20 protein-coding genes are annotated in these 20282 nt (G+C 72.8%); 12 read left to right on the forward strand and 8 right to left on the reverse strand.

Annotation, left to right across the window (positions count from 1 at the left end):
• Positions 1-1464, reverse strand: a 1464-nt coding sequence (locus tag AOK22_RS19340) for an HtaA domain-containing protein (RefSeq protein WP_055699954.1), incomplete at its 3' end; no start/stop codon positions are given.
• 157 nt (positions 1465-1621) lie between these two features.
• On the opposite strand from AOK22_RS19340, the gene AOK22_RS19345 reads away from it, so the two are divergent.
• The 8 genes from AOK22_RS19345 to AOK22_RS19380 all read left to right on the forward strand — a co-directional run bounded on the left by AOK22_RS19345 (position 1622) and on the right by AOK22_RS19380 (position 9587).
• Complete coding sequence (locus tag AOK22_RS19345; RefSeq protein WP_055699939.1) at positions 1622-2641, forward strand: heme/hemin ABC transporter substrate-binding protein; 1020 nt, start codon at positions 1622-1624, stop codon at positions 2639-2641.
• Positions 2638-3750 carry a FecCD family ABC transporter permease gene (locus AOK22_RS19350; RefSeq protein ID WP_079036674.1) on the forward strand — a complete coding sequence of 371 codons (1113 nt, stop codon included), beginning with the start codon at positions 2638-2640 and terminating at the stop codon, positions 3748-3750. Before AOK22_RS19345 ends, AOK22_RS19350 begins: the two co-directional genes overlap by 4 nt.
• Positions 3747-4613 carry a heme ABC transporter ATP-binding protein gene (locus AOK22_RS19355; protein ID WP_055699941.1) on the forward strand — a complete coding sequence of 289 codons (867 nt, stop codon included), beginning with the start codon at positions 3747-3749 and terminating at the stop codon, positions 4611-4613. The genes AOK22_RS19350 and AOK22_RS19355 overlap by 4 nt, the downstream gene beginning before the upstream one ends.
• Positions 4614-4820: 207 nt before the next feature.
• The gene (gene efeO / locus AOK22_RS19360; RefSeq protein ID WP_055699955.1) at positions 4821-5987 is read left to right on the forward strand and encodes an iron uptake system protein EfeO; all 1167 of its coding nucleotides are present in this window, start codon (positions 4821-4823) and stop codon (positions 5985-5987) included.
• A gap of 10 nt (positions 5988-5997) precedes the next feature.
• Positions 5998-7245 carry an iron uptake transporter deferrochelatase/peroxidase subunit gene (gene efeB, locus AOK22_RS19365; protein WP_055699942.1) on the forward strand — a complete coding sequence of 416 codons (1248 nt, stop codon included), beginning with the start codon at positions 5998-6000 and terminating at the stop codon, positions 7243-7245.
• A gap of 3 nt (positions 7246-7248) precedes the next feature.
• Entirely contained in the window at positions 7249-8103 is an 855-nt protein-coding gene (efeU, locus tag AOK22_RS19370; protein ID WP_055699943.1) for an iron uptake transporter permease EfeU, read from the forward strand.
• A gap of 79 nt (positions 8104-8182) precedes the next feature.
• Positions 8183-8524, forward strand: coding sequence for a hypothetical protein (locus tag AOK22_RS19375; protein WP_141753803.1), 342 nt, complete (start codon positions 8183-8185; stop codon positions 8522-8524).
• A 76-nt stretch (positions 8525-8600) separates the two neighbouring features.
• Positions 8601-9587, forward strand: a complete 987-nt coding sequence (locus AOK22_RS19380) for an SCO2278 family lipoprotein (RefSeq protein WP_055699945.1) — start codon at positions 8601-8603, stop codon at positions 9585-9587.
• A gap of 27 nt (positions 9588-9614) precedes the next feature.
• Here AOK22_RS19380 and AOK22_RS19385 read toward each other — a convergent pair whose 3' ends face one another.
• A complete protein-coding gene (locus AOK22_RS19385) occupies positions 9615-10352 on the reverse strand; it encodes a bifunctional DNA primase/polymerase (protein ID WP_055699946.1) in 738 nt (245 codons plus the stop codon).
• A gap of 169 nt (positions 10353-10521) precedes the next feature.
• Between AOK22_RS19385 and AOK22_RS19390 the strand changes: the two genes are divergently transcribed.
• On the forward strand, positions 10522-11436 hold the full coding sequence (locus tag AOK22_RS19390; protein WP_079036675.1) for a glycerophosphodiester phosphodiesterase: 915 nt from the start codon (positions 10522-10524) through the stop codon (positions 11434-11436).
• Here the strand turns inward: AOK22_RS19390 and AOK22_RS19395 are convergent.
• Positions 11411-12058: a TetR/AcrR family transcriptional regulator gene (locus AOK22_RS19395; RefSeq protein WP_055699948.1), complete on the reverse strand. Its 648-nt coding sequence runs from the start codon at positions 12056-12058 to the stop codon at positions 11411-11413. The genes AOK22_RS19390 and AOK22_RS19395 overlap by 26 nt on opposite strands.
• A gap of 124 nt (positions 12059-12182) precedes the next feature.
• On the opposite strand from AOK22_RS19395, the gene AOK22_RS41495 reads away from it, so the two are divergent.
• Entirely contained in the window at positions 12183-12365 is a 183-nt protein-coding gene (locus AOK22_RS41495; protein WP_141753802.1) for a DUF6243 family protein, read from the forward strand.
• 137 nt (positions 12366-12502) lie between these two features.
• Positions 12503-13345, forward strand: a complete 843-nt coding sequence (ddaH, locus tag AOK22_RS19400; protein WP_341845586.1) for a dimethylargininase — start codon at positions 12503-12505, stop codon at positions 13343-13345.
• Here the strand turns inward: ddaH and AOK22_RS19405 are convergent.
• Positions 13342-15351: a glycoside hydrolase gene (locus AOK22_RS19405; protein WP_055699950.1), complete on the reverse strand. Its 2010-nt coding sequence runs from the start codon at positions 15349-15351 to the stop codon at positions 13342-13344. The two genes, ddaH and AOK22_RS19405, sit on opposite strands and share 4 nt — an antisense overlap.
• Before the next feature lie 206 nt (positions 15352-15557).
• Between AOK22_RS19405 and AOK22_RS19410 the strand changes: the two genes are divergently transcribed.
• Complete coding sequence (locus tag AOK22_RS19410) at positions 15558-16049, forward strand: hypothetical protein (protein ID WP_244164883.1); 492 nt, start codon at positions 15558-15560, stop codon at positions 16047-16049.
• Between the two features lie 27 nt (positions 16050-16076).
• Here the strand turns inward: AOK22_RS19410 and AOK22_RS19415 are convergent, their stop codons facing one another.
• From AOK22_RS19415 to AOK22_RS19430, 4 genes are all read right to left on the reverse strand, one after another.
• Entirely contained in the window at positions 16077-17093 is a 1017-nt protein-coding gene (locus AOK22_RS19415) for a small ribosomal subunit Rsm22 family protein (RefSeq protein ID WP_079036676.1), read from the reverse strand.
• Between the two features lie 58 nt (positions 17094-17151).
• Positions 17152-18327: a serine hydrolase domain-containing protein gene (locus AOK22_RS19420; RefSeq protein WP_079036677.1), complete on the reverse strand. Its 1176-nt coding sequence runs from the start codon at positions 18325-18327 to the stop codon at positions 17152-17154.
• Positions 18282-19571 (reverse strand): Bcr/CflA family multidrug efflux MFS transporter, encoded by a 1290-nt coding sequence (locus AOK22_RS19425; RefSeq protein ID WP_055699953.1) that lies wholly within the window; start codon positions 19569-19571, stop codon positions 18282-18284. Before AOK22_RS19425 ends, AOK22_RS19420 begins: the two co-directional genes overlap by 46 nt.
• A gap of 138 nt (positions 19572-19709) precedes the next feature.
• Positions 19710-20282 (reverse strand): alkaline phosphatase D family protein (locus tag AOK22_RS19430; protein WP_208606416.1); only part of this gene is annotated, 573 nt, incomplete at its 5' end.

Here is a 20282-nt window from a genome sequence, read left to right on the forward strand (position 1 = left end):
GGCCCCGGAGGTGCCGGCCGGGCCGGAGGTCTCCCGCGCCGTGCGCCTCTTGCGTACGAGTCCGAAGGCGACCGCCGCCGCGAGCAGCACGGCGACGCCCGCGCCCACCGCGATCGGGACGGTGTTCGAGGAGGAGTCGGAGGACCGCGCGGCGTTCTCGGTCCCCGGCTCCTCGGACTTCTCCGGCCGCTGGGCGGTCCTGGCGGACGAGCCGAGGTCCGGCAGCGCGGGCAGCTCCGCGTCGGCGTCGAGGACCACGGCGAGCGAGAGCGGGTCCATGGCGGAGCCGGCCTTGTACATGCCGCCGAACGCCTTGGCGCCGTCGGCGGTGAGCTTCGACGGCACCTCGGTGAGGGCGACGAGGCCGTCCTTCGGCTTCAACTCACCGGCGGCGAAGGTGATCAGCGGGGCGTTCTTCAGGGCGACGCCGCGGTCGCCCTTGCTGTCGACGTCCGCCGAGAGCGTGCCCTTGCCGTCCTCGACCTCGACGGCGACCTCGCTGAGCGTCAGGTCGAGGCCGTGCGCGCCGGTGAAGCGGACGGCTCCGGCGAAGTCCGCGTCGAGGGTCCGCTTCTTCTCGTCGTACGTCCCCTTGCCCTCGGGGAAGCGGAAGAGCGCGCCCCCGTCGCGGGCGCCGGCGGACAGCTTCCACTCGCCCTTGGCGATCGGTCCGGTGACGTACTCGCGGAAGGTGCGGCGCACGCCCCAGTCGACGGCGGCGTCCTCGATGCGGCCGGCCTTCGCCTTCTTGCCGTCGCCGGACTTCTTCGCCCCGGCGTCCTTGGCGTCCTTGCCGTCGGCCGGTTCCTTCGACGGCTTCGCCGCGGACTTCGCGACGAGGTCCGTCGACAGGCTGACGGGGTCGAGCGCGGTGCCCGCCGTGTAGTACCCGGCGAAGGCCTTGGCGCCCTGCGAAGTGAGCGTCGCGGGAAGGTTGTCGAGGGCGATCGGGCCCGATCCGCCCTTCATGTCGATCCCGGAGATGTTGAGCGAGGCGAGCGGCACCTGGGCGGTCGAGGTGACCTCGCCGGTGCCCTTCTCCTTGCTGACCATGTCGGCGTAGAGGGTGCCGGAGCCGCCGGAGATCTCGACCGTGGGGCGGCTGATCGTGAGGTCGAGCTCGTAGCCGCCGCCCTTCTTGTGCCCGGTGAAGCGCACACCGCCCGAGAAGCCCGCGTGGAACGCCCCGCTGTCCGGGTCGTACGAACCCTTCGCCGAGTGGAAGCGGAACTGGCTGCCGCCGACCGTGGCGGCCCCGCCCCGCAACGTCGAACCGCCTTGCGCGATGGGCCCGGTGACGTAGCTCTGGAAGGAGGACTTGATGCCCCAGTCGAGCCGTCCGCCCTGAACCGTGCGGCTCTCGGCGTGGGCGGCGGCCGTCGGGAGCAGCGCTCCGACGAGTGCGGTCAGCACGGCCACGGATCCGGCGCGTGCGAGAGCGCACGCCTGTCTCGACGAGGGCATGACGGGACCCCTCCAGAGCTAGCGAATAAGGTAAGGCTAACCTAAACTACGATCACTCCGGACTGGAACCCCGCCGACCGGATCCCGGACTCCCGGGGCCCGGACGTCGGAGGCGTCCGACCTCAACCGCACGACAGGACGGTGGACTTCGGTGCGTATGCCGCGCTCACTCCGTATCGCCGGCGCGTGGGCCGCCGTACTCGCCCTCGGTCTCACCGGATGCGCGACCTCCGACGACGACGGCGGACCGGGCTCGCCGAAGGGCGGTACGCGGGCGGCGGCCCACGCGCCCGACCGGGTCGAGCCGCTCACGACGGCCGCGAAGCCCGCGCTCCCCGCCACGGTCACCTCGGCCGACGGCCACGAGGTGACCGTCAAGGACACCCGCCGCATCGTGCCGCTCACCGGCAGCCTGAACGAGATCGTCTTCACTCTGGGCCTCGGGAAGAACGTCGTGGCGCGCGACATCACCGCCACCTTCGACCAGGCGAGGAAGCTGCCGGTGGTGACGCGGGCGCACGACGTCTCGGCGGAGAGCGTGCTGTCGCTGAGGCCCACCGTCGTCCTCGCGGACACCACGACCGGGCCCGCCGAGGCCATCGACCAGATCCGCGACGCGGGCATCCCCCTCGTCGTCCTCGACCCGGCCAGGGGTCTCGACGACGTCGGCCCGCGCATCGAGGCGGTCGCGAAGGCGCTGGGCGTCGAGAAGGCGGGCGCCGAACTGACGCGGCGTACCGAGGAGCGGATCGACGCGGTGCGCGGGACGGTCCCGGCGTCCGCCCGCACGAAGAAGCCGCGGGTCGCCTTCCTCTATCTGCGCGGCTCGGCCTCCGTCTATCTGCTCGGCGGCCGGGAGTCCGGGGCGAGTTCGCTCCTGGAGGCGGCGGGCGCGGTGGACGCGGGCAAGGCGTCCGGCCTGCGGGAGGACTTCACCGCGATCACCAGCGAGGCACTCGCCAAGGCCGCGCCCGACGCGATCCTCGTGATGACGAAGGGCCTGGAGTCCGTGGACGGCGTCGACGGCCTGCTGAAGGTGCCGGGCGTCGCCGAGACCCCGGCCGGCCTGGACCGCCGCATCGTCTCCGTCGACGACGGCGTACTCCTCAACTACGGCCCGCGCACCGACCAGGTCCTGAAGTCGCTGGTGGCTCAGCTCTACGGGGACACCGAGTGAGCGTGCCGACGAAGGCCACGACCACGGCCGACACCGCGACCGCGGACACGGGCACGAAGACCGACCCCTCCCCCCGCCACCGCCGCGGCGCCGCGCTCCCGCTGACCGCGGCCCTGGTGGCCGCCCTCGTCCTGCTCTGTCTCCTGTCCGCCGGCATCGGCGCCTACGACATCCCGCTCGGCGACGTCCTCTCCTCCCTCCAGCACCGCGTGGGGCTCGGCGGGGCCGCCCTCGACCGGGTCGGCGAGAGCGTGCTGTGGAACGTGCGGCTGCCGCGCGTCGTCCTCGCGCTGCTCGTCGGCGCCTCGCTGGGCTGCGCGGGCGCGCTGATGCAGGGCGTGTTCGGCAATCCGCTCGCCGAGCCGGGCGTCATCGGGATCTCCTCCGGCGCGGCGGTCGGCGCCGTCGCCTCCATCGCGCTCGGCCTGAGCTTCCTCGGGAACTGGACGGTGACGGTATGCGCGTTCGTCGCCGGGCTCGCGACCGTGCTGCTCGTGTACGTGATGTCGCGCAGCGGCGGCCGCACCGAGGTCGTCACGCTGATCCTCACCGGGATCGCCGTGAACGCCTTCGCGGGGGCGCTGATCGGCCTGTGCATCTTCTTCGCGGACAACGCGCAGATCAGCCAGATCACCTTCTGGCAGCTGGGTTCGCTCGCGCAGGCGACCTGGCCGAAGGTGCTCGCCGTGCTGCCGTGCGCGCTGCTCGGGCTCGCCGTGGCGCCGTTCTACGCCCGCAAGCTGGACCTGCTCGCGCTCGGCGAGCGGCCCGCCCGGCACCTGGGCGTGGACGTGGAGCGGCTGCGCCTCGTGCTGGTGCTCGTGGTGGCGCTGCTGACCGCGGCCGCCGTGGCCGTCGCGGGGATCATCACCTTCGTCGGGCTGCTCGTGCCGCATCTGCTGCGGATGGCCGCGGGTCCCGGGCACCGCTTCCTCGTGCCCGGCAGCGCGCTCGGCGGCGCCCTCGTCCTGGTCGCGGCCGATCTGGCCGCGCGGACGGTGGCGGCGCCCGCCGAGCTGCCGCTGGGCGTGCTCACCGCGCTCTTCGGCAGCCCGTTCTTCTTCTGGCTGTTGCGCAGGACCCGTCGCAGGCAAGGAGGCTGGGCGTGACCGGGCGGTGGAGCGGGCGGCTGTTCGCGGGGCGCGAGCGGGCGCTGCCGGGACCGGCGCGGGCCGGGGAGGTGCTGGCCGAGGCCGAGGACCTGCGGGTGCGGCTCGGCGGGCGGGACGTCCTGGCCGGGGTGTCGCTGGCCGCCCGCGCGGGCGAGGTGCTCGCCCTGGTCGGCCCGAACGGCGCGGGGAAGTCGACGCTGCTGGCCGCGCTCGCCGCCGACCTGGCGCCCGACGAGGGTGCGGTACGCGTCTGCGGCCGTCCCGCGTCCGGCTGGCCGGCGCCCGAACTGGCCCTGCGCAGGGCCGTCCTTCCCCAGTCCGCCGCGCTCTCCTTCCCCTTCGCGGTCGAGGACGTCGTACGGATGGGCCGCGCGCCGTGGGCCGGGACGCGTCTCGCGGACGACGACGACCGGATCGTGCGGGAGGCGATGGCGGCCACCGAGGTGGGCGCGTTCGCCGCGCGGCCGTTCTCCGCGCTCAGCGGCGGCGAGCGGGCCCGGGTCGCGCTGGCCCGGGTGCTGGCGCAGCGGGCCCCGCTGCTGCTGCTCGACGAGCCGACGGCCGCGCTTGACCTGCGCCATCAGGAGCTGGTCCTGCGGATCTGCCGGGCGCGGGCGGCGGCCGGTGACGCGGTCGTGGTGGTGCTGCACGACCTGGGGCTCGCGGCGGCGTACGCGGACCGGGTGGCGGTGCTGCGCGACGGGGCCGTCGCGGCGGAGGGCGCGCCCGGCGAGGTGTTCGAGGAGGGGCTGCTGTCGGAGGTGTACCGGCAGCCGGTCGAGGTCTTCCCTCATCCGCGCACCGGCGCTCCCGTGGTCGCCCCGCTGCGCGGTCCCGCGGCCGCGGACGCCTCCGCTTGACCGTTGCTTTGCCTGGTCATGGGGGGTCCATCAGCCACCCGTGATCGGGCTGTGAGCGCACGTGAAGCTTGAGAGCTGAATCACGGATCGGACGGGTATCACCGAGGTAAGGCTCGGTTAAGTTAGGTCCGCCTCACCGGCTTGCGGTGGGGTCGGCGCCCGTCCGTGAACCGTTTCTTGGAGCCCTCTATGCGACTCGTGCGCCCCGTGCGGCCTGTCCGCCTGTCCGTCGTCACCGCCATCGCCACCGCCGCGGCACTGACCGCCGTCACCGGCTGCACGGAGAAGAGCGACGCCAAGGGCGGCGGCGCGCGCAGCGTCAGCGTCACCGCGACCGACGACTCGTGCGAGGTCTCCAAGAAGGAGCTGCCCGCCGGTCACGTCGAGCTGGCCATCGAGAACAAGGGCTCCAAGGTCACCGAGGTCTACATCCTCTTCCCCGACGACCGCATCGTCAGCGAGCGCGAGAACATCGGCCCCGGCACCAAGCAGAAGCTGACCGCCGAGGTGAAGGCGGGCACCTACGACATCGCCTGCAAGCCCGGCATGAAGGGCGACGGCATCCGGCAGAAGGTCACCGTCACCGGCGGCGGCAAGACCGCGAAGCGCGACCCGCGCCTGGACGAGGCCGTCGCCGAGTACCGCGCCTACGCGCAGGCGCAGGCCGACGAGACGCTGCCGAAGACGAAGGCCTTCACCGACGCCGTGCGCAAGGGCGACCTGGCGGCGGCGAAGAAGGCGTACGCCACCTCCCGCATCGGCTGGGAGCGCACCGAGCCCGTCGCCGAGTCCTTCGGCGACATCGACCCGAAGGTCGACGTCCGCGAGGACGGCCTGGAGGAGGGCCAGGACGTCGAGAAGGACTGGACGGGCTGGCACCGCCTGGAGCGGGCGCTGTGGAAGGACAAGAAGATCGGCAAGCGCGAGAAGGAGCTGGCCACCCTCCTCGACAAGGACCTCGCGGACTGGCGCAAGCGGGTCGGCAAGGCCGAGATCACCCCGACCTCCATGGCCAACGGCGCCAAGGAGCTGCTCGACGAGGTCGCCACCGGCAAGGTCACCGGTGAGGAGGAGCGCTACTCGCACACCGACCTGGTCGACTTCAAGGCCAACGTCGAGGGCGCCCAGAAGGCGTACGAGCTGCTGAAGCCCGTGGCCGCCGAGAACGACCCGAAGCTCGCCAAGGAGCTCGACAAGCAGTTCGCGGCCCTCGGCAGGCTCCTGGACAAGCACCGCGAGGGCGGCGCCGACTCCTACGCGTTCACGTCGTACGACAAGCTCGGCAAGGCGGACGTCAAGGAGCTGCAGGACGGCGTCAACGCGCTGGCCGAGCCGCTGTCGAAGCTGGCCGCGGCGATCGTCAAGGCCAAGTAGAGGGGGACGGATGTCCGAGGAGAACTCCCGTACGCCGTCGCGGCGTACGCTGCTCGGCTGGGGCGGTGCCGGGCTCGCGCTCGGCGCGGCAGCGGCGGGCGGCGCGGTGGCGATGGCCGGTTCCGGTGACGAGGCGGCGCCGGTCGCCGAGGCCGGGTCCGCGGTCGCCTTCCACGGCGCGCACCAGGCCGGCATCGCGACCGCTGTCCAGGACCGGCTGCACTTCGCGGCGTTCGACGTGAAGACGGACGACCGCGAGGAGTTCGTCGCGCTCCTGAAGGAGTGGACGGCGGCCGCGGCGCGGATGACGTCGGGGCACGCGGTCGGCGAGGGCGCCTACGGCGGGCTGGCCGAGGCGCCGCCGGACGACACGGGCGAGGCGCTGGGCCTCAAGCCGTCGCGGCTCACGCTGACGATCGGCTTCGGCCCTTCCCTGTTCGAGAAGTTCGGGCTCAAGGACAAGCGGCCCGAGGCGCTGGTCGACCTGCCGAAGTTCCCCGGCGACAACCTCGACAGGTCCCGCAGCGGCGGCGACCTGTGCGTCCAGGCCTGCGCGGACGACCCGCAGGTCGCCGTGCACGCCATCCGCAATCTCGCCCGCATCGGCTTCGGCAAGGTCGCGGTGCGCTGGTCGCAGCTGGGCTTCGGCAAGACGTCGTCGACGACGCCGGGCGCGCAGACCCCCCGTAACCTCTTCGGCTTCAAGGACGGCACGCGCAACGTCTCCGGGGACGACCCGGCGGCGCTCGCCGAGCACGTGTGGGTCGGCGAGCAGGACGGGCCGGCCTGGATGACGGGCGGCTCCTATCTCGTGGCGCGCCGCATCCGCATGAACATCGAGACGTGGGACCGCACTCCGCTCGGCGAGCAGGAGGACATCTTCGGCCGTGACAAGGGCGAGGGCGCGCCGGTCGGCAAGGCCAAGGAGCACGACGAGCCGTTCCTGAAGGCGATGAAGCCGAGCGCGCACGTGCGCGTCGCGCATCCCTCGGCCAACGACGGCGCGACGATCCTGCGCCGCGGCTACTCCTTCACGGACGGCACCGACGGGCTCGGCCGGCTCGACGCGGGCCTGTTCTTCCTCGCGTACCAGCGGGACGTCCGCAAGGGCTTCATCCCGGTGCAGCGCAATCTGGCGCGTTCCGACGCGCTCAACGAGTACATCCAGCACGTGGGTTCCGCGGTCTTCGCGGTCCCGCCGGGCGTCCGCTCCAAGGGCGACTGGTGGGGCAAGGGCCTGTTCTCCGAGGGGGCGTGAGCCGTGTTCGGCAACTATCTGATCGGGCTGCGCGAGGGCCTGGAGGCCAGCCTGGTCGTCTGCATCCTCATCGCCTATCTGGTGAAGACGGAGCGGCGTGACGCGCTGGCACCGGTGTGGATCGGCATCGGCGTCGCGGTCGCGCTGGCGCTCGGCTTCGGGTGCGCGCTGACCTTCGGCTCGCAGGAGCTGACGTTCGAGGCGCAGGAGGCGCTCGGCGGTTCGCTGTCGATCGTCGCGGTCGGCCTGGTCACGTGGATGGTCTTCTGGATGCGGCGCACGGCGCGGCATCTGAAGGCCGAGCTGCACGGCAAGCTGGACGCGGCGCTGCAGATGGGCACGGCCGCGCTGGTGGCGACGGCGTTCCTCGCCGTGGGCCGGGAGGGCCTGGAGACGGCGCTGTTCGTGTGGGCGTCGGTGCGGGCCTCCAACGACGGCTCGCACGGGCCGCTGCTCGGCGTGGTCCTCGGGCTGCTCACGGCGGTCGCGCTGGGCTGGCTGTTCTACCGGGGCGCGATCCGCATCAACCTCGCGAAGTTCTTCACGTGGACCGGCGCGATGCTGGTCGTCGTGGCGGCGGGCGTGCTCGCGTACGGCGTGCACGACCTCCAGGAGGCGGAGTTCATCGGCGGGCTGCGGGACAAGGCGTTCGACATCAGCGCGACGATCCCGCCGGACAGCTGGTACGGCACCCTCCTGAAGGGCATCTTCAACTTCCAGCCCGACCCGACGGTGGTCCAGGTCGCGGTCTGGCTCCTGTACCTGGTCCCGACCCTGCTCTTCTTCTTCGCCCCGGCCCGGACGGCCCGCCGCACGGCACCGTCCGCGGACAAGGCAACGGTTCCGGAACAGGGCTGACCCGGCCGGTCGCGAGCCGAACTCCCGTGCCTATGATCGCCGTTCGTCAATGCATCAACTAGCCATGGGGGACATATCCATGCGTAATTCCCGTCTCGGGAAGACTCTGGCCACGGTGACCGCGGCCACGGCGCTGGCGCTCGGCGGCACGCTCATGACGGCCACCGGCGCGGCCGCCGTCGACGGCTCGGCCTGCAAGGTGAACATCAAGAACAAGCAGATGATGGCCGGCTCGTTCGGCGCCCAGACGTGGACCGGGCCGGGCTCGACGTACACGAAGAAGAAGTTCCTCTCCAGCTTCGAGGGCTTCTACGTCCGCTGCTACACCACCAACAGCAGCGGCAACAGGTGGTACTACGGCGACCCCAACGCCACCAGCTACCGCGCCTGGGTCTACGCCGGGAACCTGCAGACCCCCTGAGTTCCGACCGCCTGGCCGCACCGCTTCCCGGGCCCGATAAGGTTCGGGCCCGGGAAGGGGTAGGTGAAGACATCCGATGAGCAAGGTTCGCAGGGTTCGCGTGCTGGGCCGTCCGGTGATGGCGTCGGCGGCGGTGACCGCTCTGGCGCTGACGGCGAGCGGATGCGTCACCGTGCACGGCGAACGCGAGGTCGTCCCCTCGGCCACCAAGTCCGAGGCGCAGAAGGCCCTCAAGGAGTTCCTCACCGCGTACAACAAGGCCGACAAGGCCTACGATCCGGCGCTGGACGCGGCCCGCATCACCGGCCCCCTGGGCGCCATCAACCAGGGCGGCCTGAAGTCCCGGCGCGTGCAGCACCCCGACGGCAACCCCTCGCACGTGCCGCTGGAGCTGTCGGACGTCACGTACGCGATCCCGAAGAAGGCCGGCTGGCCGCGCTGGTTCGTGGCCGACACCAAGGCCAACCGCCGCGCGGACCTGCGCTGGCTGTGGGTCTTCACCAAGGGCGGCCCCGACGAGCAGTGGCGGGCCACCTATCTGAACCTGGTGTCGCCGGACAAGATGCCGGAGCTGAAGAAGGACGCGGACGGCTGGGCCGTGCCGGTGGACGCGCACACGAAGAACCTCGCCGCGGCCCCCGCCGATCTCGGCAAGGAGTACACGTCGTTCCTGAAGTCGGGCGGCGACCTCTTCGCGCCGGGCGGCCACACGACCGGCTGGAAGGCCTTCCGCGAGCGGAACTCCGAGCGGGCGGGCCTGGCCGTGCAGTACATCGACGAGCCGGAGAACGGCGGCTCGTTCGCGCCGCTGGCGCTGCGCACGGTGGACGGCGACGCGCTGGTGTTCTTCTCCACGCGCCACTACGAGCGCCAGACCGCCTCCAAGGGCCTGAGCCCGAAGGTCGAGCCGGACGCGAAGGCCCTGCTCAAGGGCGAGGTCAAGCAGTCCCTGACGCTGGACCGGGTCTCCAACCAGGTGGTCGTCGACCCGAAGGGGAAGAACGGCGGCAAGGTGGCGTTCCTGGGCCGCATCCAGGGCCTGACGGGCGCCAAGGGCGAGTAGCCCTCCCGGACGCCGCGCGGAACGGGCTCAGCCCCTCAACGGCCAGGCGGCGGCGTCCTGTTGGGGCTCGCCCGCGACGCGCGCGCAGGCGTCCGTGAGGGTCTCCAGGAGCGTCAGCGGGTCCGGCAGCGGATGCTCGGGCCCGCGCACCCAGCGCACCTGGAGGTCACCGGGGAGCCGGGCGGGCGGCACCAGGACGTAGGAGCCGCGGCAGTGCCAGCGCAGCCCGGGGTGCTCGTCCATCGTCTCGGGGTGGCAGTCCAGCTCGCAGGGCCACCACTCGTCCTCGTCCTCGGGGGTGCCGCGGGTGGCGGTGTAGAAGAGCAGTCGGCCCTGGCCGTTGCTGCCGCCGGACTCGGCGACGGGCCCGACCTCGATGCCGGCGGCGAGGAGCCGCTCCAGGGCGTCGAGCCCGGCCTCCAGGGGGACGTCGAGGACGTCGTGGACCATGCCGGTGGCGGTGATGAAGTTGGCCTGCGGCTGATGGCGGGCCCAGCGCTCGATCTGGGAGCGGTCGGTCGTGGACTGCGTCTGCCAGGCGAAGGAGACGGGGTGCCGGGCGGGGGTGGGGCAGCCGATGCGGTCGCAGGAACATCGGTACCCCGACGGATACGCGGCCGGGGCGAGCGGCAGACCGGCCGCCGCGGCGGCGAGCAGCAGGCCCTCGCGGGCCCCGTCCTCGCCCGCCGTGTCCTTGGGTCGGCGGCGAAGCCACTGGGAAATCCTGCCCTGTACGCCGGACCGGCTACCGTACTCCGCGCCCATCTAGCCCCTCACCTCGCCGTTGTGCCGAAAGCATGACCCATGGTCCCACCATCCTGCGCCCCGGGGGGCCGGAGCCCACATCCGGGGTAGCTGGGGTGATGACAGCCGCTGGACGACATAGCGCGTCATTGCGTACGAAGACGGGATTTCCACCCCTACCGTGGTCGCCATGGTCATCAGGACTGTGCTGACAGGCGTCACGGCGCTGGCCCTCACGGCACCGAACGGCTTCCTCGCCCCGATCGAGTGGGGCGGCGGCCCCCTGACCGTGGACGCGCTCCCCCGCGTCGTCTACACCGCGCACCGCGGCGGCGCCCTGGAGGTGCCGGAGAACAGCATGTCGGGCCTGGTCGCCGCGTTCGAGCGCGGCACCGCCCAGGTCATCGACTTCGACACCCGGATGCTGCGCGACGGCACGCTGGTGGTCATGCACGACGACACGCTGGACCGCACCACGTACGAGTCGGGACCGGTACTCGGCCTCGACCGCGACGAGTGGGACGGCGTGCTGCTGCGCCCGGCCGCCGGGCTGCCCGACAGCTGGCGGCCCGAGCGCCCGCCGACGGTCGCGGAGGTGCTCGACCGGTTCGGCGGGCGGATCATGCTGATGCTGGAGGCCAAGGACCCGCGGAGCCTCAAGGCGCTGGCCCGGCTGATCCGGGCGCGGGGCCTGACCCGCTCGGTCTTCGTGAACACCAACGACCCCGAGGTCTCCCGCGGCGCCCACCGGCTGGGGCTGCTCGCGCAGCTGTGGCGCTCCAAGACGCAGATGCGCACCGACCGGCCCGAGCAGTGGGCGTCGTTCGTGGACGTCCTGGACGTGGACTACAAGGCCCGTGACGCCGATCTGGTGCGCGCGGTCAATTCGGGCATCCCGCGGGTGTGGGCGCACACGGTGACGACGCCCGCGCAGCGCGACCGGGTGCTGCGGCTCGGCTGCAACGGCGTCATCACGGACGCGCCGGGCCTGCTGTCGCGCACGCCGATCAAGCCGGAGAAGCGGTCGACGTCGGTGAAGCGCCCGAAGCCGGCCAAGGGGCCGGCGCCGGCCGGGCGGGTCAGGACGGCCGGGGGCGCGGCGTGATGCCGTACAGCGCGTACTCGACGAGCTTGTCGACGTAGGCGTGGGTGAGCGGGCCCGAGCGCATCAGCCAGCGCTGGGCGAGCGGGCCCGCCCACAGTTCGAGGGCGATGCGGGCGTCGACCTCGGGGCCGACCTGGCCGTCCTCCTGGGCCTGGCGCACCCGCTTCACGAACAGCTGGAGCTGCGGTTCGAGGAGCTTCTCCACGAATTCGGCGCCCAGCTCCGGGTTGAGCAGGCCCTCGGCGGCGAGCGCGCGGTAGGGGGCGTCGTACTTGGGGTCGTTGAACTCGTCGACGGTGGCCCGCATCACGTACTTGAGGTCGGCCTCCAGGTCGCCGGAGTTCGGGATCTCGGTCTCGGCCCGCTCCCGTCCGGCGTTCTCGCTGGCGGCGTGGGAGGCCTGCTCGCCGAGGTCGAGGAAGGCGTCGAGCAGGACGGCGCCCTTGGACGACCACCAGCGGTAGATCGTCTGCTTGCCGACGCCGGCGCGGGCCGCGATGGCCTCGATCGTCAGCTTGGCGTAGCCGACCTCGCCGACGAGGGCGAGGGCGGCGTCGTAGATCGCGCGGCGCGAACGCTCGCTGCGGCGCGTGGAGTCAGGGGTGGTCTTCTGGGTGGCCATGCCGTCGAATGTAGCAGCGCGCGAACCGAGACGTACCGTCTTGACAAGACGCGGCGTCTCGCCAATAGTGGAGTGCGGAGCGAGACGGACCGTCTCGCCGACTCGATGGAGCGGAGGCACACCCATGGCCCGAGGCGGATCAGGAAACATGCTGGGCGTCGGCGGCACCCGCAGCAACCTCTCCCGCAGGACCCTGCGCGGCGGGCGCGGCGGCGACCGCGTCGGCGGCGGACTGAGCCCCCAGGAGCAGAAGCGCGAGCTGCTGCGCAAGCTGCAGGAGGGCCGCGAGCCGCACGGCCGTTCGTGAGCCGGGGCACGGGTGGCGGTGTGACGCTCGCAACCACCCGTTCAGTTCACTGCGCGAAAGCTCCTCACACCGCACTATGAACAGCAACTGCCCCATCACGGGCAGCAACTGACCCTGCGGTACGTGAGGAGCTTTCGTTGCCCCCTCTTCCTCGCTTTCCTCGCTCTCCTCGGCGCGCCACACCCCGGCGCTATCTGATGTGCTCACCGGCACACTTCAAGGTCACGTACTCCATCAACCCGTGGATGGACCCCGCCAAGCCGGTCGACGTGCCGCTGGCCGTCGCCCAGTGGGAGGACCTGCGCGACCGCTACCGCTCGCTCGGCCACACCGTCGAGGAGCTCACCCCCGAGCCCGGCCTGCCGGACATGGTGTTCGCGGCGAACGGCGCGACCGTCGTCGACGGACGGGTGCTCGGCGCCCGCTTCGCCTACCGCGAGCGCGAGCAGGAGGCCGCGGCCCACCTGGCGTGGTTCCGCGCCCACGGCTTCACCGAGATCCACGAACCCGTCCACATCAACGAGGGCGAGGGCGACTTCGCCGTCACCTCCTCCTACGTCCTGGCCGGGCGCGGCTTCCGGGCCAGCCCCCTCTCGCACGGCGAGGCCCAGGAGTTCCTCGGCCGCCCCGTGATCGGCCTCGACCTGGTCGACCCCCGCTACTACCACCTGGACACCGCGCTCGCGGTCCTGGACGACGCGGCGGACGAGGTCATGTACTACCCGCCCGCCTTCTCGCCCGGCAGCCGCGCCGTCCTGGAGCGGCTCTTCCCCGACGCGCTGGTCGTCGAGGAGCCCGACGCCGCCGCCTTCGGGCTCAACGCCGTCTCCGACGGGCTCCACGTCCTGCTCCCCCAGGCCGCGCTCGGCCTCTTCGAGCCGCTGCGCGAGCGCGGCTACGAACCCATCGGGATGGACCTGAGCGAGCTGCTCAAGGGCGGCGGCAGCGTGAAGTGCTGCACGCAGGAGCTGCGGAGCTAGTCCGCGGCACCGGCCTTCGCCGGACAGAGCCGGCGCGGCGCGTCGTCGCCCTTCAGGCGGGCGTCGACGCAGCCGCCCGGCAGCCCCTCGTAGGCCGTGGTGCCGAAGTTGGCCGTGACCGTCAGCGTGCCGTTCCCGAAGACCGTGCGCTGGACGGTGCGATCACGCTTCAGGAAGCGGAACGAGGTCAGGGGCTCGGTGCCCGCGGCCCGGTGCAGGGGCGAGAAGTACTTCTGGAGCGCCGCCAGTTCGGCGCCGTGCCGCTCGATCGACGGACCGTCGAGCACGTAGTTGAGCGGCGTGTTGTAGAGCATCGCGAGCAGCGCGCGGGTGGTCTTCTGCCGCGGCAGCTTCTCGTACGAGAGCTCCCAGCGCTCGGTGTTGACCAGGGAGCCGTGCAGGGCCGTCTCGTAGAGGGGGGCGCGGTAGCGGGGGTCGTACATCGCCTTCGCGAGACCGGCGGGCAGCTCGGCCGGCTCGAAGAAGACGCCCGGGGCGTTCTCGGGGTAGTAGCCGCCCCACTTCTCGCGGTCCTTCTCCAGCTTCCACAGGCCGTCCGCGGCCGGGGTGCCCGCGCCGTGGTCGAAGGCGAGCACCTTGTTCGCCCAGGCCTGCGCGGTCTCGGAGCCGAGGACGAGGCCCTGCCCGGTGGCCGCGATGCGGCGCATCCGCGCGAGCCGCAGCGCGCGGTCCTCGGCCTTGGTCATCGGGTGGCTCCTGGCGTGGTCGCGGAAGAGCTCACCGGTGGCGTCGACGTCGAGGAAGTAGCTGTCGGCGCCGTTGGCGACCATCGAGCGGGTGCGCTCGGCGAGGTAGTGGTGGCGGGGCTCGGCCTGTTCGAAGGCGCGTGCGCTCAGGTAGCAGCCGCGGCCGCCGAAGCCGGTCGCGGGCCTGCCCTTCGCGTCGCGCACGCAGAAGTCGGGGTAGACGGTGCCGGGCCACACCGCGTTCGGGGCGTCGGCGCTCTTCGGGTCCTGGCCGTTGGCGAAGGAGTCGTACGGGCCGACGAGGTACCCGGCCCGTCGCGCGGCGGCCACCATCTCCTTGCCGGGGTAGGGCTTTCCGTCGTAGCCGAGCCACATCCGGTCGACGCCCAGCGCGCGGAGCCGTTCGACGGCGGGGGCCCTGCGGGCGTCGCCCCACACGTAGGCGTGGAAGGCGCCGAGGAGCTTCGCGGTGTCCGGGTTCTTCGCGATCTTCTTCTTCAGGCTGCCGAGTTCGCCGCGTTCGGCCAGGTAGGAGCGGTAGTCGGCGGCGGGCGCGACCGGGTTGCCGTCGGTCAGGGCGAAGGTGACGGTGTAGTCGCGGGTGCCCTCGCCCGCGTCGAAGGCGTGCTCGGCGGTGGTGCGCAGCCGGCCGCCGGGCGCGGTGAAGGCGAGGGTCGTGCCGAGGTCGGTGGGGGTGAGGTAGCTGACGCCGGTGCGCCCGCCCAGGGAGTGGCCCCACAGCGGCAGCGTCAGCTCGGCCCCCATGTCGACGGTGCTGCCCGCGAGCGCGCCCTCGCCGGTGGTCCAGAACGGGTCGCGGACGGGGACGTCCAGACCTTCGCCGCGCGGGAGCTGGAGGGCGGAGGTGGTGGCGTCGGTGCCGGTGACGGGCCAGCCGACGGAGGTGTCGCGGTGCGCCCGCAGGCTCAGGGAGAGCCGGCCGTGGTCGGTGCGGGCGGTGACGTCGATGCCGCGCTCGGGGAAGCTCCAGCGGGCCCGGTCGCGGCCGGTGCGGGTCACCGGTCCCGGCGCGCCGAGGTCGGTGGCGGAGGCGTCGGACAGGGCGAGGTCGCGGCCGTCGCGGGTGCGGGCGCGCACGGCGAGGGAGGCGGTGTCGACGACGGCGGTGCCGCCGTCGACGGCCAGCTCGACGCGGGTGCCGCGCGGCGGTTCGGCGCCGGCGGTGACGGCGTACGTGGTGGCGCCGGCCGCGGTGACGGCGAGCGCGACGGACAGGGCGAGGAAACGGGTCTCCGACCGTGTGCGGGCATGGCCGGGAGACGTGATCTTCGTGGGCATGAGGACTGGATAGTCACGGCTCCTAAGAACCTCTTAAGAGGCGGGCCGATTCAGCCATGTGGCCTGGGGCGTGCTAACAATACGGACGCACAGGTACACAGACCGTCCTGTGTCACGCCACGCCCACGAACGCGTGGCGACAACCGAACAGTTGGGTCCGGCACGGGCCCACAGGGGGAAGAAGAGGTATCAGCGCAGTGAACCGCATGCGCACGTCCGCCGCAGTCCTGGCCACCGCGGGGGCCCTCACCGCCGCTCAGCTCGACCTGGCCGGATCCGCTTCCGCGGCGAGCGGCGCGGCCGCGCCGTCCGCCGCTCCGCGCGCCGTCGCCGGCTGCCCGATCGACATCGTCTACACGTCCCGCTTCCAGATCGACCGGAACGGCTGGGTGACCAACGGCGGGCTGTACTTCGGCATCAAGAACAAGAGCACGAAGAGCATCAAGAAGGTGACCTTCACCGTCACCAACGCCAAGAACGTCCGCTTCGGCAAGGCGACGCCCAAGGGCGGCAAGGTCACGCACCGGACGACGAAGAAGGTCTCCGTGTACGACAAGAGCCTGGCGGGCAAGGCCGGCCTCGGCTTCCGGGTGCGCACGCACCTGCTGAACAGCCGCTCCTACAAGGTGAACTTCACCGTTCACGGGACCGGCTGGAACTGCGCCGTGAACCAGGGCAGCTGGGGCGCCGGCGCCTGACCGGGTCCGCCGCCCCGGTCCGCCGCGTCAGTCCGCGGGCCGGGGCGGCCACGCGTCGCCCCAGTCCGCGTCGCGGGCGGCGCGGTAGAGCGAGCCGTGGCGCTTGGTCACGGTCTGCCGGCGCAGCTCCTCCTCGGCCCCGCACAGGTCGAGGAGGACCTGGCCCTTGCGGATCTGCGGACGGCGCACCACGCGGGACGGCGGCGGGGCGGGCTCGAAGCGGACCGCCGCGACATAGCTGAACTTCTCGTCCTCGTACGCCAGGGAGCCGCCCTTGACCTGGCGGTGCAGGGACGACCTGCTGACCCGCGCCGAGAAGTGGCACCAGTCCGTGCCGGGCACGATGGGGCAGGCCGCGCTGTGCGGGCAGGGGGCGGCGATCCGGAAGCCGGCCGCGATGAGCCGGTCGCGGGCCGCCATGACGCGCGCGTAGCCGTCGGGGGTGCCGGGCTCGATGACGACGACGGCCTGTGCCGCCGCCTCGGCCGCCGCGTCGACGACCGATCCCCGGTCGGCCTCGGTCAGCTCCCCGAGGACGTACGACACCGTGACGAGATCGGTGCTCTCGATGGCGAGCGATGATCCGATACGAGAGCGCTGCCAGCGCACGGCATTCAACTGGGGCACCGCGCCCGCCAGTTCACGGCCCAGCTCCAGCGCCGGCTCGGCCCAGTCGAGGACCGTCACCGGCCGCCGCCCCTCCCAGGTCGCCGCGACCGCCCAGGTCGCCGCGCCGGTCCCGCCGCCCACGTCCACATGGCTGCCCGGCGCCCACCCCTCGGGCGCCGCGTCCGCCAGCGCGCCGAGCGCGGCCCGCACCGCTTCGAAGGTCGCGGGCATGCGGTACGCGGCGTAGGCGGCGACGTCCGCGCGGTCGCGCAGGATCGGGGCGTCGGTCGGCGTGCGGCCCCGGTAGTTGGCGATGAGCCGGTCGACGGCCTGGGTCGCCTGCTTGGGCGGGAGGCCGTCCAGGAGCCCGGCGAGGGCGGTGCGCAGGGTCTCGGCCGGGGAGGCCGGGAAGGCCGGGGAAATCGGGGCGTTCACCCCGTGATTCTACGGGGGCGGCGCTCCGTCCCCCCGGCGGTCCGGCGGGGCGGTGCCGCTAGCGTCCCCGGGCCGCGCGGGCCAGGCGGGTGGCCGCCGCCGCGCGGGGGCCGTTCTCCGGTGGCCTGCGCCGCGGGTGCACCGTGTTCGCGAGGAGCACCAGGAAGGTGTCGGTCGCCGGGTCGATGACCAGGGACGTGCCGGTGAAGCCGGTGTGCCCGGCCGCGCCGCGCCCGGCCAGCTCCCCCATGAACCACGGCTGGTCGACGCCGAAGCCGAGGCCCGGCTCCGCCAGCATCAGCTCGACGAAGTCGGGACCGAGGATGCGGGCCCTGCCGTACGAGCCGCCGCACAGCAGCGTGCGGCAGAACACCGCCAGGTCGCGGGCGGTGGAGAAGAGACCCGCGTGCCCGGCGACACCGCCGAGCGCCCAGGCGTTCTCGTCGTGCACCGTGCCGCGCAGCATCCCCCGGTCGGCCTTCGCCCACGGTCGGCGCTGGTCCTCCGTCGCCGCGGCGTCGGGGCGCGGCCCGAAGCCGGTGGCGGTCATGCCGAGCGGGCGGGTGATGCCCTCGCGGATCAGGGCGTCCAGGGGGCGCCCGGTGAGGCGCTCCAGGATGTGCTGGAGCAGCAGCATGTTCAGGTCGGAGTAGACGTACGCGCCGGGCTCGCCGGAGGGGGCCTCGGCGCGCAGGGCGGCGAGGCGGGCGGCGGCGTCCGGGAGGTCGTGGAGCGGCAGTTCGGGGCGCAGGCCGGAGGTGTGCGTGAGCAGCTGGCGCACCGTGATGCCGTGCTCGGCGGCGGCCGTGAACTCGGGGACGTACGCCCCCACGAGCGCGTCGATGCCGAGCGTGCCGCGCTCCAGCTGCTGCACGGCGGCGACCGTCGTGAAGAGCTTGGTGAGCGAGGCCAGGTCGAAGGGGGTGGTGGTGCGCATCGGCACGCGCCATTCGCGGGGCAGCTCGACGCCCGCGTCGCTCTCCTCGTCGTACGCGGCGTAGCGCACCGCCCAGCCCGCCGCCTCCTCGGCCGCGATCACCGGGCCGCGGCCCACCAGGACGACGGCGCCCGCGCACCAGGGGCGCGGGCCATGCGTCAGCTCGCGCACCTCGCTGACGAGGCGGCCGATCTCGTCGGGGTCGAGGCCCGCGCGGTCCGGGGTGCCGGCGCGCAGGAGTCGTGGTGCGCTCAGTGGTCCGCCTCCTCCGTGGTCTTGTGCTGCCAGGGGCGGCACAGTCCCACGAAGCAGGTGACGGCCGCCAGCGCGCAGACCAGTTGGACGACGGCCATCGGGACGGCCGTGTCCTCGCCCGCGATGCCGACGAGCGGTGAGGCGACGGCGCCGATGAGGAAGGAGGAGGTGCCGAGCAGCGCCGAAGCGGAACCGGCGGCGTGCGGGGTGCGGATCAGGGCGAGGGACTGGGTGTTGGGCATGGCGAGGCCCATCGCCGACATCAGGACGAAGAGTCCGGCGGCGACCGGGAAGAGGCCGACCTCGCCGAAGACGCCGGCCGTCATGAGCAGCAGCGCGGTCGCGGCGAGCGTGATCACGCCCAGGCCGACGGCGAGCACCTTGTTGAGGCTGACGCGGCCGACGAGGATCTTGCCGTTGACCTGGCCGGCGAGGATCAGTCCGACCGAGTTGACGCCGAACAGGAGGCTGAAGGTCTGCGGGGACGCGCCGTAGATCTCCTGGATCACGAAGGGCGACGCGGAGATGTACGCGAAGAGCGCGGCGAAGGCGAAGCCGCCCGCGACCATGTAGCCGGTGAAGACGCGGTCGGCGAGGAGCGAGCGCATGGTGCGCAGCGCCTCGGCGGTGCCGCCGCCGTGCCGCTTCTCGGGGGCGAGGGTCTCGGGCAGCCGCCGCCAGACCAGGAGGGTCAGGGCGATGCCGACGCCGGTCAGGACGACGAAGATGCCGCGCCAGTCGGTGAAGCGGAGCACCTGGCCGCCGATGAGGGGCGCGACGACGGGGGCGACGCCGGAGATCAGCATCAGGGTGGAGAAGAAGCGCGCCATCTCGACGCCGTCGTACAGGTCGCGGACCACCGCGCGGGCGATGACGATGCCGGCCGCGCCCGCGAGGCCCTGCAGGAGGCGGAAGGCGATGAGCAGCTCCGCGGTGGGCGCGAGTGCGCAGATCGCGGTGGCGAGGATGTAGACGAGCAGGCCGATGAGGAGCGGGCGGCGGCGGCCCCACTTGTCGCTCATCGGTCCGACGACGAGCTGGCCGAGGGCCATGCCCATGAGGCAGGCGGTGAGGGTCAGCTGGATGGTGGCGGCGGGGGCGCCGAGGGCGTCGGTGACCTCCGGCAGGGCCGGCAGGTACATGTCCATGGAGAGCGGGGGGACGGCGGTGAGGCCGCCGAGGACGAGGGTCACCAGGGCGCCGGTGCGGCGGAGGGCGGCGGAGCCGCTGGGCTCCGCCGCCTTCGGTATCCGGTGCTCTTCCGTGGTCTGCCCGCGCTCAGGCATCGCGCCCCTCCCAGTGGTCTCTTTGCCGTCCATGGTCCCAGCTCTGGGTGGGTGGTACAGACCGCCTTCCCGCGCGGCGCCGTCTCCCGGGGCTCCGCCCGGACCCCGCTCCTCGGACGCCGCGGGGGCCGGACCCGCTTACGCCGGCTTCAGGCCCGGGTCCCCCGCCTCCGTCACGAAGGAGGCCGCCGTCCTGATGGGGGCGCCCGGCGTCGTGACCGCGGTCACCGTCTTGAAGTCCGCCCGGGCGGACTCCGTGCCGAGGTCGACCGTCACGTAGCCGCGGCGGCCGTTGTAGAACTTCAGGTGGGGGTTGGCCTTGGTGTAGGTGTCCCAGTTCGCGGGCTTGTCCGCGCCGTCCTTGCCGCTCGCGATGGACGTCGCGACGATCTCCGTGCCGACGGTCTTCGAGGCCGGGTCGCCGAAGTCGGCCTTGATGTCGAAGGCGTAGCCGACGTGCACGTCACCGGTGAGGACCATGAGGTTGTCCAGGCCGGCGGCCCTGGCACCGGCGAGGACGCGCTGCCGCGAGGCACGGTAGCCGTCCCAGGCGTCCATGGAGAGCTTGGCCTGCGCGTTCAGGTCGAGCCTGCGCTCGGAGAAGGTGACCTGCTGCGGGACCACGTTCCACAGGGCGTGCGAGCGGCGCCAGCCGTCGATGAGCCAGCGCTCCTGCGTGGCGCCGGTGATCGTGCGCGCCGGGTCGTCCGA

The organism is Streptomyces silaceus, assembly GCF_001419745.1.
Classification (GTDB): Bacteria; Actinomycetota; Actinomycetes; order Streptomycetales; family Streptomycetaceae; genus Streptomyces; species Streptomyces silaceus.